14 protein-coding genes are annotated in these 14,859 nt (G+C 47.2%); 11 read left to right on the forward strand and 3 right to left on the reverse strand.

Annotated features, from left to right (window positions below; translation table 11 throughout):
• Positions 1 to 116: 116 nt before the first annotated feature.
• Positions 117 to 896: a phosphoribosylformimino-5-aminoimidazole carboxamide ribotide isomerase gene (gene hisA / locus DWZ61_RS01220; protein ID WP_022313496.1), complete on the forward strand. Its 780-nt coding sequence runs from the start codon at positions 117 to 119 to the stop codon at positions 894 to 896.
• Between the two features lie 58 nt (positions 897 to 954).
• Here the strand turns inward: hisA and DWZ61_RS01225 are convergent, their stop codons facing one another.
• Positions 955 to 1,155 carry a cold shock domain-containing protein gene (locus DWZ61_RS01225; RefSeq protein WP_022154906.1) on the reverse strand — a complete coding sequence of 67 codons (201 nt, stop codon included), beginning with the start codon at positions 1,153 to 1,155 and terminating at the stop codon, positions 955 to 957.
• A gap of 262 nt (positions 1,156 to 1,417) precedes the next feature.
• Here DWZ61_RS01225 and DWZ61_RS01230 point away from each other — a divergent pair, with 262 nt between their 5' ends.
• Positions 1,418 to 2,143, forward strand: coding sequence for a peptidoglycan DD-metalloendopeptidase family protein (locus DWZ61_RS01230; RefSeq protein ID WP_022313495.1), 726 nt, complete (start codon positions 1,418 to 1,420; stop codon positions 2,141 to 2,143).
• A 23-nt stretch (positions 2,144 to 2,166) separates the two neighbouring features.
• The gene (locus DWZ61_RS01235; RefSeq protein ID WP_022313494.1) at positions 2,167 to 2,715 is read left to right on the forward strand and encodes a polymer-forming cytoskeletal protein; all 549 of its coding nucleotides are present in this window, start codon (positions 2,167 to 2,169) and stop codon (positions 2,713 to 2,715) included.
• Positions 2,716 to 2,781: 66 nt separating this feature from the next.
• Here DWZ61_RS01235 and DWZ61_RS01240 read toward each other — a convergent pair whose 3' ends face one another.
• Positions 2,782 to 3,090 carry a YerC/YecD family TrpR-related protein gene (locus DWZ61_RS01240; RefSeq protein ID WP_022313493.1) on the reverse strand — a complete coding sequence of 103 codons (309 nt, stop codon included), beginning with the start codon at positions 3,088 to 3,090 and terminating at the stop codon, positions 2,782 to 2,784.
• A 329-nt stretch (positions 3,091 to 3,419) separates the two neighbouring features.
• Between DWZ61_RS01240 and DWZ61_RS01245 the strand changes: the two genes are divergently transcribed.
• From DWZ61_RS01245 to DWZ61_RS01260, 4 genes are all read left to right on the forward strand, one after another.
• Positions 3,420 to 4,058, forward strand: a complete 639-nt coding sequence (locus DWZ61_RS01245; RefSeq protein WP_022313492.1) for a DUF1836 domain-containing protein — start codon at positions 3,420 to 3,422, stop codon at positions 4,056 to 4,058.
• Positions 4,059 to 4,087: 29 nt separating this feature from the next.
• On the forward strand, positions 4,088 to 4,846 hold the full coding sequence (locus tag DWZ61_RS01250; protein WP_118537177.1) for a phosphatase: 759 nt from the start codon (positions 4,088 to 4,090) through the stop codon (positions 4,844 to 4,846).
• Between the two features lie 78 nt (positions 4,847 to 4,924).
• A complete protein-coding gene (locus tag DWZ61_RS01255) occupies positions 4,925 to 5,344 on the forward strand; it encodes an HIT domain-containing protein (RefSeq protein ID WP_118537178.1) in 420 nt (139 codons plus the stop codon).
• Positions 5,345 to 5,410: 66 nt separating this feature from the next.
• Positions 5,411 to 6,424 carry an ABC transporter substrate-binding protein gene (locus tag DWZ61_RS01260; RefSeq protein ID WP_118537179.1) on the forward strand — a complete coding sequence of 338 codons (1,014 nt, stop codon included), beginning with the start codon at positions 5,411 to 5,413 and terminating at the stop codon, positions 6,422 to 6,424.
• Between the two features lie 31 nt (positions 6,425 to 6,455).
• Here the strand turns inward: DWZ61_RS01260 and DWZ61_RS01265 are convergent, their stop codons facing one another.
• On the reverse strand, positions 6,456 to 6,953 hold the full coding sequence (locus DWZ61_RS01265) for a helix-turn-helix transcriptional regulator (RefSeq protein WP_022313488.1): 498 nt from the start codon (positions 6,951 to 6,953) through the stop codon (positions 6,456 to 6,458).
• A gap of 192 nt (positions 6,954 to 7,145) precedes the next feature.
• Between DWZ61_RS01265 and DWZ61_RS01270 the strand changes: the two genes are divergently transcribed.
• The 4 genes from DWZ61_RS01270 (at position 7,146) to DWZ61_RS01285 (ending at position 14,742) form a co-directional block, all read left to right on the forward strand.
• Positions 7,146 to 8,504, forward strand: a complete 1,359-nt coding sequence (locus DWZ61_RS01270; RefSeq protein WP_022313487.1) for an SPFH domain-containing protein — start codon at positions 7,146 to 7,148, stop codon at positions 8,502 to 8,504.
• Between the two features lie 205 nt (positions 8,505 to 8,709).
• Positions 8,710 to 9,471 carry a zinc ribbon domain-containing protein gene (locus tag DWZ61_RS01275; protein WP_022313486.1) on the forward strand — a complete coding sequence of 254 codons (762 nt, stop codon included), beginning with the start codon at positions 8,710 to 8,712 and terminating at the stop codon, positions 9,469 to 9,471.
• Between the two features lie 21 nt (positions 9,472 to 9,492).
• Entirely contained in the window at positions 9,493 to 12,354 is a 2,862-nt protein-coding gene (locus DWZ61_RS01280; RefSeq protein WP_118537180.1) for an EAL domain-containing protein, read from the forward strand.
• A 3-nt stretch (positions 12,355 to 12,357) separates the two neighbouring features.
• On the forward strand, positions 12,358 to 14,742 hold the full coding sequence (locus tag DWZ61_RS01285) for a UvrD-helicase domain-containing protein (protein WP_117464879.1): 2,385 nt from the start codon (positions 12,358 to 12,360) through the stop codon (positions 14,740 to 14,742).
• Positions 14,743 to 14,859 lie beyond the last annotated feature (117 nt).

Raw genomic sequence — 14,859 nt, forward strand, 5'->3', positions numbered from 1 at the left:
TGCCCGTCAGGGATATTCAGTCCGAACCAAAGATGGTCGGCTTGAGGGTAGTATGTGCGGATTTTAGAAAATAATTCAAAAAAATAAAAATCATTTGGAAGAAAACGAGGAAAAAGATGGAATTTCGCCCCTGTATTGATATTCATAACGGAAAAGTAAAACAGATTGTCGGTGGAAGCTTAAAAGATCTTGGTGATCGGGCGCAGGAGAACTTTGTCTCAGAACAGGACGCTGCCTTTTATGCAAAACTGTATCAGAAAAACAGTTTAAAAGGCGGACATATTATTTTATTGAATGCCTCGGACAGCCCTTATTATGAGGCAACGAAGGAACAGGCATTGTCGGCCCTGCGTGTATATCCGGGAGGATTGCAGGTCGGAGGAGGCATCACGGCGGAGAATGCGGCAGAGTATCTGGCAGCAGGGGCCTCCCATGTGATCGTGACGTCCTATGTGTTCAGGGAGGGACGGATCGACTATGACAGACTGGACAAACTGGTCCAGTCCATCGGAAAAGAGCACCTTGTGCTGGATGTAAGCTGCAAGCGTGCGGGAGAGCAGTATCTGGTAGTGACTGACCGTTGGCAGAAGCTGACAGAAGAAGCAGTGGATGAGGCACTACTTAAAAAATTATCTGCCTATTGTGATGAATTCCTGATCCATGCCGTGGATGTGGAAGGCAAGGCCCGGGGAATTGAACAGGAACTGGTAAAGTTTATTGGAAATTATACCGGAAATCCAATCACCTATGCGGGTGGTGTTCACTCCATGGAAGATCTGTATTTGTTAAAAAAACTGGGGCAGAACCGGATGAATGTGACCATCGGGAGTGCACTGGATCTCTTCGGCGGCAGCATGAAATGGGAAGATGTACTGACAGTGTGCAGAGAAAAATAGAAAGATCCGCAGGAACCATCATGTGATAGCGCCTGCGGATCTTATTTTTCGTTTATGATTAAAGTTTGGTTACGTTAACAGCCTGAGGTCCCTTTTCTCCATCTACGATATCAAAAGAAACGGCTGCGCCCTCTTCCAGGGTCTTGTAACCGTCCATGTTCAGACCGCTGTAGTGTACGAATACATCCTTGCCGGATTCATCGGAGATGAAACCATAACCCTTCTGATTGTTGAACCACTTAACTGTACCTTTGTTCATAATAGATACCTCCACAAATTCTTTGCTGTCATTTACTTTTTGCAATGTATACAACATTGTCTCAGCAAGTGCATCATAGCACAGCAGGTAGTAAAAGTAAATAGACGATTCTGTAAAATTGCACAAAAATTTATAGGCAATTCCCTTTTAAATACGAATAAATGAAGAAAATCTTGGGAAAATATTACAAAAATGTTAAGAAATGATTGCTGTAAGAGCTTTCCTGTGGTAAAATGGGTTGATATTTAGCGGAGGTGACTCTATGAAAAGACGTAAACATAAGCGAAGATTGAACCATGTGCTGATTCTTACGTCAGACGCAGCAGATGCCAATGTAAAGCAGTTCCGTGTACGTGCATGGATCGTGGAAGTCGTGGTACTTCTGTTGTGTGTATTGATCGGCGGAGTGATCGGCTATTTTATCTACGAGGGACAGCTCTGGGAGAACGCCAGCAGACGGAGCCATGAACAGGTTATGGCACTGGAGGAAGAGAACAAGACACTGAGCGAGCAGAACAGTAAGCTGGAAGCGCAGGTGACGGAACAGGCGGAAGAGATACAGATCTTAAGCGACACCGTAAGCCAGAAGGTACAGAGTGAGAGCGAATTATCAGCAACTCTGGAAAAGCAGAGCCTTCCTACGGAATTCCCTCTGACGGGTTCTGCATCCATGGAGGAAGTAAGTGAGGGCGATCCCATGTGCATATTCCATGCATCGGTGGGAACTACGGTTGTGGCGGCAGCCAGCGGTACGGTCATTGCCATAAATGATGACGAGATCTACGGACACAGCGTGTGGGTGGATCATGGCAACGGTTATGTCACCATCTATCGGAATAAAGGAGATACCACAGTGAATGTGGGGGATTCCGTAGTACAGGGAACTACCTTGTTTGTCATTGGCGAAGATAACGCGGATCTGGGATACCAGATGCAGAAAGACGGAAGTTATATTAATCCTATGGATATGCTGGCAATCAGTGGTTGATTGCGGAAAGGTTTGGAAGATACATGTTAGGAAAAAAGAATGCAGATACAAAAATGAGCACACTGATCGGTGCCGGAGCGGAGTTGACCGGAGATTTTACATTGGACGGTTCCGCAAGAATTGACGGTAAGATTGGTGGTAACGTGACGGTGACAGGCAACCTGATCCTGGGAGCCGGAAGCATAGTCACAGGAGATGTACAGGCTGCATCTGTTCTGATCGGCGGGGAAGTGACCGGAAATATCACTGCACCGGAGAAAGCGGAACTGACAGCTTCGGCCAAAGTGCTGGGGGACATTGCCACAAAGGTGATCGTTATTGATGAACATGCCGTATTCCAGGGAAAAATCGATATGAACCAGACAGTTCCTGACAGAAAAGGTAAAGCCAGAACGGCCAAAGCGGTCCGGGCAGGACGCAAGAGTGCCAAGGCAGCCATCGCAGAAGCTCTGAAGGAAGTGGAAGAGGAAGAAAAGAGAGAAAATCAGGAGACTTCACAGACAGCAGAGACGGTGGAGAAGACAGAAACTCCAGCTGCGGAAACAACAGCAGCCAATACAAGCGAAGCATAAGAAGAATAAAAGATAAAATAAAAACAGGAGCGCCGTTTTTGAGTGCTCCTGTTTTTATTCATTAAGTTAAGAATTCTGTTCCGTTTCCTTTTTCTCCATACGTCCAAAGACCAGCTCGTAACCGTCGTTGCCGTAATTCAGAGAACGGTTTACGCGGCTGATGGTGGCGGTGGAAGCTCCGGTCTTCTCGGCAATCTCCAGATATGTCTTGCCGTCCTTCAGCATGGCAGCCACTTCGAACCGTTGGGACAGAGACAACAGTTCGTTGACAGTACACAGATCTTCGAAGAAACTGTAGCATTCCTCACGGGACTGCAGACACAACACCGCATCAAAAAGGGAATCTACAGCGTCCGTTTTGATTTTTTTATTCATTATCGACACACCTTTCCATAGTTGTAATCAATACAACGCAACTATTAGTATTTTAGCATACTAAAGTTGTAAAGTAAAGGAGTGAAACAAAATAGTTATAAAATCTTCATAAATTCAGAGAACAGAGAAAAGGTGCAACTGTTGACATGTAGTTTTGAATACTATATAATGAATGCATGCAAGAAAACAAGCGCTCGCAGAGCGAGCATTTGTTTTCTTGCATGCATTAACGAGAGAACCGTCTGCGAAGCAGACAGTGGAGTGCGAAGCACGGGTTCTCGAGTTAATATTTTTGGAAACTACCTCACGGAAAGGACAGCAGGAACATTATGGCAGCAACAACAGAAGAATTACTTCAGATGATCTTACAGAGTCTGGAGAAAGTAGAATATATCAAGTCGGAAGACATTCCGAATATTGATCTGTATATGGATCAGGTACTGACCTTTATGGATCGTAAGCTGCGTTCCGCAGTGCGGCCCCAGACCGAAGACCGCATCCTGACCAAGACCATGATCAATAATTATGCGAAGAATGATCTGCTGCCGCCGCCGGTGAAGAAGAAATATTCCAAAGAGCATGTGCTGCTTCTTATTTTTATCTACTATTATAAAGGGATCATTCCCATGAATGAGATCCAGACGCTGCTTAAGCCCCTTACTGACCGCTATTTTCAGAACGGACAGGTCTTTGACCTAGAGAGCGTCTACAAGGAAGTGGTGGTGCTGGAGAAGGAACAGCTGGAGGATCTGAAAAAGGATGTTGTGGAGAAATTCCGCAGAGCAGAGGATTCCTTTACCGAAGTGACCGGAGAAGAGCAGGAGTTTTTACAGAAATTTGCCCTGATCTGCCTGTTGAGCTTTGATGTCTATATGAAGAAGATGATTGTGGAACAGCTGGTAGCGGATCTGGCAGATACGATGAAAGCACAGGAACCGGAGAAGGAAGCTCATAAGAAAAAGAATTAGACCGTTTTGGAAAGTAAAAGGACAATAGAATGAAAGCAATCATGGATCTTCATACGCATACTCTGGCAGCAGGGCATGCGTATAGTACCTTATTGGAGAATATAGATGCTGCATTGGCAATGGGCTTACAGTACCTGGGAATGAGTGAGCACGGACCGACTTCACCGGGAGGACCTCATGAATTTTTTTTCAGTAATTACAAAGTAATCCCCAGAACATATGGCAGAGAAGAAAACACCGGCCGGGTAATACCGAAGCCAGATGGAAGTCTGCGCCTGCTATGCGGCGTAGAAGCAAATATCTGCAGTACAAACGGTGAACTGGATCTGGAAGAGCGCTATCTGCAGAAAATGGATTATGCCATTGCCAGCATTCATCCCTTTGCCTTTACTGCGGGAAGCCGCAAGGAGAATACACTGGCATCTGTCAGAGCTTTTCAGAATCCTTATGTGAAAATACTTGGGCATCCCGATGACGGCAGATTTCCGTTGGATTATGACGAACTGGTGCGAGAGGCCAGACAGGCACAGGCGGTGTTGGAAGTGAACAATTCATCCCTGAATCCCCAGTCTGCCAGACAAGGAGGCAGAGAAAATATTACAGAGCTGTTAAAGACTTGCATGAAGTATGATCAGCCTGTTATAATGGGAACGGACAGCCATATGTGCTTTGCCATCGGAGCATTTGATGATGCAGAGCAGCTGATGCGGGAACTGGAATTTCCGAAGGAACTGGTGTTGAACTATGATCCGGAGAACATCCGTAAGCTGATCAACATAACATTATAGCTGATTCCGCCCGGCAAGACCGGACAAGAATTCAAGCCACAGACGGCAGGCCCCGTAAGAGGGCAGATAGGAGAACAAATGAAAGACGCAAATTGTGGATATTGTATGAGAGGAGAACTGTTAGACAAGTTCGGTATTTTTATCTGTGATCTGAAGGTAAGCAGCCTGATCCTGTTCAAGGAGCAGAGCCATCCCGGCAGATGTATCGTGGCATATAAGGACCATGTCAGCGAGGTCGTGGACATCAGCGAGGAAGAGAGAAGATTATTCTTCGAGGATGTGGCTCATGCAGCCAAAGCTATTCATGCAGCATTCCATCCCGATAAATTAAACTACGGCGCTTACGGTGACACCGGCTGTCATCTGCACATGCATCTGTGCCCGAAGTACAAGGACGGTTTCGAGTGGGGCGGAACCTTTGAGATGAACCCCGGCAAGACCCTTCTGACTGATGTGGAGTACCAGGAGATGATCGACAAGATCAAGGAAAATCTGTAATTACCCGGAACGTTTTCCCTGAGGTTACATAGAATAAATATGTAATTTCAGGGAGGATGAACGATTATGAAAAGAAGGAAAGTAACGGTAGCAGTATTGTTTGTAGTGCTTGCAGCAGCTACGATTACGGGCTGCGGCAGCACACAGCAGACGAACGGACCAAAGAAGACCAGAGTGGTGCTCAATGAGGTAGCCCACTCTCTTTTTTATGCACCGATGTATGTGGCTATCGAAGAAGGATACTTTGAGGATGCCGGGATCGATCTGGAACTGGTGACGGGATTCGGTGCGGATAAGACCATGACGGCGGTATTGACCGGGGAGGCAGACATCGGCTTTATGGGCAGCGAGAGCACCATATACACTTATGCCGGAGGAACGGAAGACTATGTGGTGAACTTTGCCCAACTGACCCAGCGGGCGGGAAATTTCCTGGTGGCCAGAGAACCCATCGATGATTTTTCCTGGGATATGCTGAAGGGGTCCAAGGTTCTGGGTGGCAGAGCCGGTGGAATGCCGGAGATGGTGTTTGAATATATCCTGACGAAGAACAATATTGATCCGGACATGGATCTGTCCATTGACCAGAGCATTGACTTCGGATCCACGGCAGCAGCTTTTTCCGGTGGACAGGGAGATTTTACCATTGAGTTCGAGCCTCATGCCACATTGTTGGAACAAAAGGGTGACGGTTATGTGGTGGCCTCTCTGGGGGAGGAGTCCGGTTATGTTCCTTATACCTCTTTTTCAGCAAAGAAGAGTTACCTGGAAAAGAATCCGGAGATTATCCAGGCATTTACCGATGCTCTGCAAAAGGGTATGGATTATGTACAGGAGCATAGTGCGGAGGAAATTGCCAAGTGTATTGCACCCCAGTTTGCCGAGACCGAAAGTGACACATTGACAGCTATTGTTGCCAGATATCAGGAACAGGATACCTGGAAAGAGGATCTGATCTTCCATAAAGATGCCTTTGACCTGTTGCAGAATATTCTGGAGGACTCGGATGTACTGAAAGAGAGAGTACCTTACGAGGCACTGGTAACTACGGAATTCGCAGAGAAAGCAACGGCAAGATAAGCAGAATAAAATAGGATAAAAAGGGGGAGGATCAGACGTCCTCCTCCTTGATGTGTATATTTTTGATGGCCCATAATTTCAAAGCTTTGGCATTGGTACTGATCTTCTCCAGGGAATCCAGAATATCCTGGAAGGCCGGGCGCTCATCTTCGGAGATGATGCCGTCCTCGGAGATGGCAATCAGGGAAGCCCGCAGGGTGTCGATATCTTTTAAGGAACCCAGTACCTTCAATGCCAGCCGGTCAAAGTCCACAATGTCGACTTCCGATACACTGCTGCGGCCCAGAGGACATTCCCTGGCACAGAAGGAATTGCAAAGCTCCGGTGTATTGTAGGCCTTGGCCATGGCCTTGACTTCCTCGGGATAGGGAACAATGGTGTCCAGTTCGATCCTGGCCAGTCTGGTACGGTCGATGTCCACCAGTTCGGCGGCTTTTTCCCGGCTGCTGAAGTCCGCATTCGTCTCAGCGGCTTCGCAACGTGCGAGATAGTACATATTATCAGCGGCTTTTGTAGCTTTTTTACCCATTTTTCTTTCAACCCTTTTATATTATAGTTTAATCAAACATCTCTAGTATCACAGTTTAGTAGAAAAACGGCACATTGTAAAGGAAAAATGACGATATTTTACGAAAAGCAGTTGAGGGAATGTGTAAAATTTGCTAAAATATAAGAGATGTGAAAAAGAACAGATTTTTCATATAAAAACGGAGGTGCGGTAATGGGTTTAATCAGAGCAGCGAAAGATGCAGTCAGCAGCATGATGGCTGACCAGTGGAGAGAGTATTTCTATTGTGATTCCCTTTCCAATGATGTGCTGGTAGTAAAAGGACAGCAGCGTGTAACCAATGGACGTAACAGTAACACCAAGGGTGTGGAGAACATTATCTCCAACGGTTCTATCGTGGCAGTCAACGAAGGACAGTGTATGATCATCGTGGATCAGGGCGGAATTGTAGAGTTCTGTGCCGATGCAGGTGAATTCGTATATGATTCTTCCACCGAGCCCAGCCTGTTCTACGGAAATCTTGGTGAGAGCGTTAAGAATACATTTTCCAATATCGGGAAGCGTTTTACCTTCGGAGGTAATGCGGCAAAGGATCAGAGAATCTACTTTTTTAATATTAAGGAGATCATGAACAATCTCTTTGGTACTGCAAGCCCCATTCCTTTCCGTGTGATCGATCAGAATATCGGACTGGATCTGGATACTTCTTTACGTTGTAACGGTGAATATTCATTCCATCTGGTAGATCCTCTGTTATTCTACAAGAATGTATGTGGTAACGTAACAGAGTCCTACACCAGAAGTGAACTGGTAGCGAAGATGAAGGCAGAACTGTTGACTGCATTGCAGCCCGCACTGGCCAAGATCTCCGCAAAAGGCGTCCGTCCCAGTGAGATTCCCGCACACACTGAGGAACTGACGGAGGCTTTAAAAGATGAACTTTCCGATCTGTGGACCAAGCTTCGCGGTATCGAGATCGTTACTATCAATATCAACTCTGCAAAGATTCCCGATGAGGATGCGAAGACTATTGCTGATCTGCAGAGAACCGCAGTACTGCGCAATACCGGAATGGCTGCAGCTACCATGACTGCTGCACAGGCCGAAGCTATGAAGATGGCAGCATCCAATACTTCCACAGGACCTATGATGGCATTTGCCGGTATGAACATGGCGAATATGGTAGGTGGTATTAATGCCGGCCAACTGTACCAGATGGATGCACAGCAGAATGGTATGGGTATGCAGCAGGCACAGGCAGCACCTGTGCAGGGGCAGGCTCCTAAGATGCAGGCACCGGTACTAGGCTGGACCTGTAGCTGCGGTGCTGCGGATAACCGGGGCAAATTCTGTTCCGAGTGTGGCGCACCTAAACCCTCCGATGCAGGTTGGACCTGCAGCTGTGGTGCAGTAAACCAGGGCAAGTTCTGTTCCGAATGCGGAGCAAAGAAGCCGGACGGCGCACCGATCTATAAATGCGACAAGTGTGGCTGGGAGCCGGAAGATCCTGCACATCCTCCCAAGTTCTGCCCGGAGTGCGGTGATCCTTTTGACGAGAACGACAGAGTATAATACATACTCAGCAGAATATTTCTACAAAACAGCAGTACAGCGGATGCCTTTAGGCGTTTGCTGTACTTTGCTGTAACAGTGCGGCTTTGCGAATGGCGCGCTGAACTGTTAACAGTTCAGCTATGTGGTGCAACTTTGGCACCTGCGTTCCTGAACTTATGCTATACAAACATTACAACAGAATGAAAAACAGAGAGAAACATAAATGAGCGGAAATCTGATTGCAATTATCGTCATATTGGTATTACTTCTGGTGCTTGCAGGAATCATTTATTATGCCTATTGCAACATCAGGAAAAAACTGCGGGATACCTCCCGGATGTTATTCGGAACGGACTCCATGATCGAGGGAATGAAACAGAGAGAAAAGGAAGTGGAAATGACACCGAAGTCGGTCTCTTCCGCAACCAACCTGTACATGCCGTCCATTATGCGGGATTTCCCGGAATTTCATTATGATGAGATGAAGAGCAGAGCGGAGAATGTGCTGACCTCCTATCTGCAGAGTATTACGAAACAGAATCCGGCCCTGTTGTCGGAGGGAACCAGAGAATTGAAAGAACAGCTCAGACTGCGGCTGGAAATGCTACAGAACCAGTCCCAGAAGGAGAGCTTTGAAAATATCCATATTCACAGAACGGAGATCCACCAGTACCGGAAGCAGAGGGGAAGACAGAGTATTGTCCTGCAGACGGCAGTGGAGTATTTTCATGCATTAAAAGAGAACGGAAAAGTAATAAGAGGCAGTGAAGAGCATAAAGAACAGGCCAAGTATAACGTGGAACTGGTCTATATCCAGGATCAGGATATGATCGAGAATCAGGAGGATGCCGGTCTGGGACTGAACTGTCCGAACTGTGGAGCACCGCTTCCGGGACTGGGAGCCAAGAAATGTATTTACTGTGACACGCCGATCGTGGAATACAATCTCCGTGTCTGGAATTTCAGCCGGGTGGAAGAGGTATAGAGAAAGCAAAAGAGGGTCTGCATGGAAGAAAAATGTATGGGATTGAAAAAAGAGGTTGCATTGCAGGAAAAACAGACAGGGGATGTGGACAGACAGCTGGATGAGACCACCAGAGAACTGCACCGGGAGAGGGAAAAGCTGATGGCTGTGATCCGTATGTCCGGAGATCTGATTTTCGAATATGATATTGTAAATGACAAGATGTATTATGCCGGTCCGGGAGAGGGAATTCTGTATTCCCGGCAGATCACGGAGGGGTATACAGATCAGCTGCTCAAAGAAGCCGGGAACCGGACAGAAACGGTAGAACAACAGCTGGCAGAAGCACTGCGCAGTGGCAAGCCGGATATTTATATCGAACTCTGCAAGACCGATGCGCAGGGGAAGCCCCGGTGGGTGAAGGTCATCGGACAGACTTTTTATGATGAAAAGGGAGAACCGGAGCGGGTTCTGGGAAAGGTCTGTGACATTGATGACCAGAAGAAAAAAGAGTGGGAACTGCGGGAAAAATCTCAGAAAGATTCCCTGACCGGATTGCTGAACAATTCTACCATCAAACAACAGATCGGTGCCAGGCTACAGAGCCTGAAACGCGGGCAGACTGGGTATCTGGTCGTACAGGATGTGGACAGCTTTAAGAAGATCAACGACACCAACGGCCATCTGTTTGGGGATGCGGTATTGTGTTCCTTTGCGGATGAACTCAGTAATATTTTCCCCGAGGCGTTAAAAGGCCGGATCGGTGGGGATGAATTTGTCTTCTATGTGGAGGGCATGGACAGAGAACAGCTGGAGGAGAAATTAAAACAGCTGAACCGCTGCATGTCTGACCGTTATGATGATGACAAGACAGGGCTGCACATTTCCTGTAGCCTGGGCGCGGCGGTGACAGACGGCACGGTGACGGATTACAATCTGTTGTTCCAGTGGGCAGATGCAGCCCTGTATCAGGTAAAGAGCAAAGGAAAGGGTGCTTATTACCTGCTGGATGTCAAGGAAGGTGTGGCATTGCCCGGCAAGAGTTATCTGGACAGTGAAGAGAACAAGGAGGACGAGATTGCCCATAAAGAGGCACAGTTTGAGAGTGCGGAAGATTTGGTATTATTTTGCATGGATCTGTTGGAAAATGTGCCGAATCTGACCAGCGCACTAAAGGTGATCTGTGAGCGGACCTGTAGCTTTTTTGGAATTGATGACATGATCTGTGTGGAAGTCAACGAGGCTGGACCTGCGATCCGTTATCAATGGAATCGTGAAGAGAAGAAAGATTTTGCCAGAAGAATCCTGAATCCCGGCGTGTTCGAATGGGACAGGATCCGGAAAAAGGCCGATGAATCCGGTGCTGTGATCTACCGGCAGTCAGAGACTCCGGATGTCTACAAGGAAGAGGCGGAGTCCGTGATGATTGTAATGTCCACGGCCGCTAAGGGATTAAAGGCCAGCGTTATTTTCTCAAATCGCCACACAGACAGAAGCTGGCAGGAGGAGAAAAATGCACTGTGCAGAATTTCTCACCAGATTTTTAACCGACTGCGCACGCTGAAGAATGCGGAGAAGGATCAGCGTGAGCTGAACCGGAAACTGAATTATGATGCTCTGACCGGACTGCCGATATATAACAAGTTTGTGGATAAGCTGGAGGCCTATATGGCTGCCCACGGGAAATCAGGATTGTTTTTTGTGTCATCTGATTTTTCAAATTTCCAGTATGTGAACGAAATGTACGGTTATGAAGTGGGAGATAGGATCCTGCATGATTTTGCGATAGCCTTGCAGGAAAAGTGCCAGAACGGCGTACTGTTCTGTCGTGTAACTTCGGATCATTTCGTGGGAGTGCTGAAGGAAGATACGGTGGAGAAGGCCAGAGACAAATATCTGGAATTCACCAATACTTTTGTGCAGAAGACCAACAGCCGCTACGACCAGTGCAATCTGGTCATTGCCACGGGAATGTATGAAATCCTGGAGAATGACTGGTCGGTGTCCTCCATGATGGATAATGCCAATGAGGCCAGAAAACAGTGCAAGACCCAGAAGGTAGACAGTGCGGTGGAAATCTATACAGAGAAGATCCGTAAGAATCTGGAGAATACCAGAGAGATCGTATCTGGTATGGTAGCTGCATATAATAATAAGGAATTTCGGGCGTATCTGCAGCCGAAAGTTTCTTTGCACACCGGAAAAGTAGTGGGTGCTGAAGCACTGGTCAGATGGATCCGGGCTGACGGTTCTATGGTAATGCCGGGGAGATTTATTGATGTCTTTGAGAGAAACGGATTTGTGACCAAGGTGGATTTTGCCATTCTGGATCAGGTACTGGAATATTTGCAGGATGCTTTGGTGCAGAGAGAAGAAGTGGTGCCGATCTCGGTGAACTTTTCCAGAAGGCATAATGAATATACAGACTTCGTACCGAATATTTTAAAACGCCTGAAAGACTACAAAGTACCCAGTGAACTTTTGGAAGTGGAAGTGACGGAATCTGTTTTCATGTCGGATCTAAATAAACTGACCAACAATCTGGAGACTCTCCGGGATAAAGGGGTAGAGATTTCAGTAGATGATTTCGGCAGCGGTTATTCATCCCTGAATCTGTTGTCCAAGGTAGCGGTGGATACGGTGAAGCTGGACAAGCAGTTCCTGGATGACACCATGAACAGCGAACGGGAAGAAACGGCATTGACAATTATCAAATATCTGACTAAAATGTTGAAGCATCTCGGCTTCAAGGTATTGGCAGAGGGGGTGGAGACGAAGGAACAGTTAGACATGCTGCGTCTGGCGGACTGTGACATCGTACAGGGCTATTTTTATGCAAAGCCTATGCCAATCGATGATTTCCGAAAGTTTTTGCAGGAATTTAATGAAAGGGATAATGCATAATTCATGAGTATTTATGATACCTTAAATAAAGAACAAAAAGAAGCGGTGCTTCATACGGAAGGACCGCTCCTTCTGTTGGCGGGCGCAGGAAGCGGCAAGACCCGTGTCCTGACCCACAGAGTGGCTTATCTGATCGATGAGATGGGAGTAAATCCATGGAACATTCTGGCCATCACTTTTACCAACAAAGCAGCCCAGGAGATGCGGGAGCGTGTGGATCAGATCGCAGGTTTCGGTGCGGATCAGGTATGGGTAGCGACATTCCATGCCACTTGCATGAGGATCCTCAGAAGACATATTGACCGGTTGGGCTATGATACGAATTTTACCATTTATGATACGGATGACCAGAAATCTGTGATAAAGCAGATCTGCAAGCGCCTGAACATCGACACGAAGATGTACAAAGAGCGGACGCTGTTATCGGAAATTTCCTCCGCCAAGGACGAGCTGGTGGATGTGCGGGAATTTGAAGTAAAATCCGTGGGAGATTACAAGAAATCCGTGATCGCCAAGGTCTACAGAGAGTATCAGGAGACCTTGAAAAAGAGTAATGCACTGGATTTTGATGATATTATTGTAAAGACTGTGGAACTGTTCAAAAGCTGCCCGGAAGTACTTTATAATTATCAGGAACGTTTCAAATATATCATGGTGGATGAGTACCAGGATACCAATACAGCGCAGTTCGAACTGATCCGTCTGTTGGCGGACGGTTATCGCAATCTGTGTGTGGTAGGTGATGATGACCAGTCCATCTACAAATTCCGCGGTGCCAATATCCGTAATATTCTGGACTACGAGAAGGTATATCCCGATGCAAAGGTGATTAAGCTGGAACAGAACTACCGATCCACCCAGAACATCCTGGATGCGGCCAACGCGGTAATCCGCAACAACAGAGGTCGTAAGGAAAAAGCCCTCTGGACGGAAAAAGGAGCAGGCAGCCGGGTACATTTCAGGCAGTTTGACAATGCCTATGAAGAGGCGGAATACATTGCGGACGATATTGCCGACAAGGTGAAAAATGACGGCATTGCCTATGCGGACTGTGCGGTGCTGTACCGTACCAATGCCCAGTCGCGACTTCTGGAAGAACGTATGGTAGTGGAGGGCATTCCTTATCATGTGGTAGGTGGAGTGAACTTCTATGCCAGACAGGAGATCCGCGATATTCTGGCATATCTGAAAACTATTGATAACGGCAGGGATGAAGTGGCTCTGCGCAGAATTATTAATGTGCCGAAAAGAAGCATCGGTGCGGCATCCTTGGAAAAGGTAGCAGACTATGCACAGATGAAGGATATTACTTTATTTGATGCATTGTGTGAAGCAGATCAGATCAAGGGACTGGGAAGAGCGGAGCCCAAGATCCGTGGATTTGTGAATCTGATCGAGGTACTTCGCAGCGGATTATCTTCGTATACATTGCCGGATCTGATCAAATCTCTGCTGGAACGGATCGATTATGCAGAATATCTGCGGGATCAGGATGAGGAATCCGCTGAGGATCGTCTGGGGAACGTAGATGAATTGATCACCAAGGCGGCCGCATATGAGGAGACTCACGACGAGCCTTCTCTGTCGGAATTTCTGGAAGAAATCATGCTGGTGGCAGACATTGACAATGTGGAGAACGGTGACAACCGGGTGCTGCTCATGACGCTGCACAGTGCCAAAGGCCTGGAATTCCCGGTGGTGTATCTCGCCGGCATGGAAGATGGATTATTCCCCAGCTTTATGACCATTGCTTCCGATGACCCGTTGGAGATCGAGGAAGAGAGAAGACTGGCTTATGTGGGAATCACCAGAGCCAAGGAGGATCTGACGCTGACCTGTGCAAAGAGCAGAATGCTGCGTGGGGAGACCCAGTACAATCCGGTGAGCCGTTTTGTGAGGGAGATTCCGAAGGAATTATTGGATAATACCCTGCCGCCCAGCAGAAGATACCGGGACGATGATCTGGAAGATTTTCAGGCGAGAAGAGCCAATGAAGCAGCTCTTCGTGCCATGGGACTGGAGGCGATTGCATCTCCCCGGTCTGGATCCGGCTCGGACAGTGGTTTTGGCGGCTTCGGTAATACCGGCTTTGATCCAAGACCCAAGGCGACCTTAAAACCCCGTGTTACGGCAAAGGCGGATAAACCTTATATTTCCAAGGGCATCAGCGGACTGAACCAGCTGGCCGGACTGCAGAAGGGCACGGAGTTCAAGGCACCGGAGAAACTGGACTACGAGGTAGGTGACAGAGTGCGCCATATCAAATACGGCGAGGGCACGGTACTAAATATCGTGAGAGAACCCAGAGACTATAAAGTCACCGTAGCGTTTGACCAAGCGGGACAGAAGATCATGTATGCGTCTTTTGCAAAACTAAAGCAGTTGTAGGAAATTATAAGAATAAGAAATGTATTTCCTCAAATATGGTTTTTCTATAGTATTTTTGATGAAAATATGGTATCATATAAAGGAATGAAAACAAAATGCTTTGTATCCATAAATACG

This window comes from Clostridium sp. AF34-10BH (assembly GCF_003478095.1).
Classification (GTDB): Bacteria; Bacillota; Clostridia; order Lachnospirales; family Lachnospiraceae; genus Acetatifactor; species Acetatifactor acetigignens.

What these genes read in the sequence shown, in the direction of transcription:
- DWZ61_RS01285 (WP_117464879.1), top strand. Translation starts at nt 12,358, where the DNA reads ATGAGTATTTATGATACCTTAAATAAAGAACAAAAAGAAGCGGTGCTT.
- DWZ61_RS01280 (WP_118537180.1), top strand. Translation starts at nt 9,493, where the DNA reads ATGGAAGAAAAATGTATGGGATTGAAAAAAGAGGTTGCATTGCAGGAA.
- DWZ61_RS01250 (WP_118537177.1), top strand. Translation starts at nt 4,088, where the DNA reads ATGAAAGCAATCATGGATCTTCATACGCATACTCTGGCAGCAGGGCAT.
- DWZ61_RS01245 (WP_022313492.1), top strand. Translation starts at nt 3,420, where the DNA reads ATGGCAGCAACAACAGAAGAATTACTTCAGATGATCTTACAGAGTCTG.
- DWZ61_RS01230 (WP_022313495.1), top strand. Translation starts at nt 1,418, where the DNA reads ATGAAAAGACGTAAACATAAGCGAAGATTGAACCATGTGCTGATTCTT.
- DWZ61_RS01240 (WP_022313493.1), bottom strand. Translation starts at nt 3,090, where the DNA reads ATGAATAAAAAAATCAAAACGGACGCTGTAGATTCCCTTTTTGATGCG.
- DWZ61_RS01275 (WP_022313486.1), top strand. Translation starts at nt 8,710, where the DNA reads ATGAGCGGAAATCTGATTGCAATTATCGTCATATTGGTATTACTTCTG.
- hisA (WP_022313496.1), top strand. Translation starts at nt 117, where the DNA reads ATGGAATTTCGCCCCTGTATTGATATTCATAACGGAAAAGTAAAACAG.
- DWZ61_RS01260 (WP_118537179.1), top strand. Translation starts at nt 5,411, where the DNA reads ATGAAAAGAAGGAAAGTAACGGTAGCAGTATTGTTTGTAGTGCTTGCA.
- DWZ61_RS01255 (WP_118537178.1), top strand. Translation starts at nt 4,925, where the DNA reads ATGAAAGACGCAAATTGTGGATATTGTATGAGAGGAGAACTGTTAGAC.
- DWZ61_RS01235 (WP_022313494.1), top strand. Translation starts at nt 2,167, where the DNA reads ATGTTAGGAAAAAAGAATGCAGATACAAAAATGAGCACACTGATCGGT.
- DWZ61_RS01270 (WP_022313487.1), top strand. Translation starts at nt 7,146, where the DNA reads ATGGGTTTAATCAGAGCAGCGAAAGATGCAGTCAGCAGCATGATGGCT.
- DWZ61_RS01225 (WP_022154906.1), bottom strand. Translation starts at nt 1,155, where the DNA reads ATGAACAAAGGTACAGTTAAGTGGTTCAACAATCAGAAGGGTTATGGT.
- DWZ61_RS01265 (WP_022313488.1), bottom strand. Translation starts at nt 6,953, where the DNA reads ATGGGTAAAAAAGCTACAAAAGCCGCTGATAATATGTACTATCTCGCA.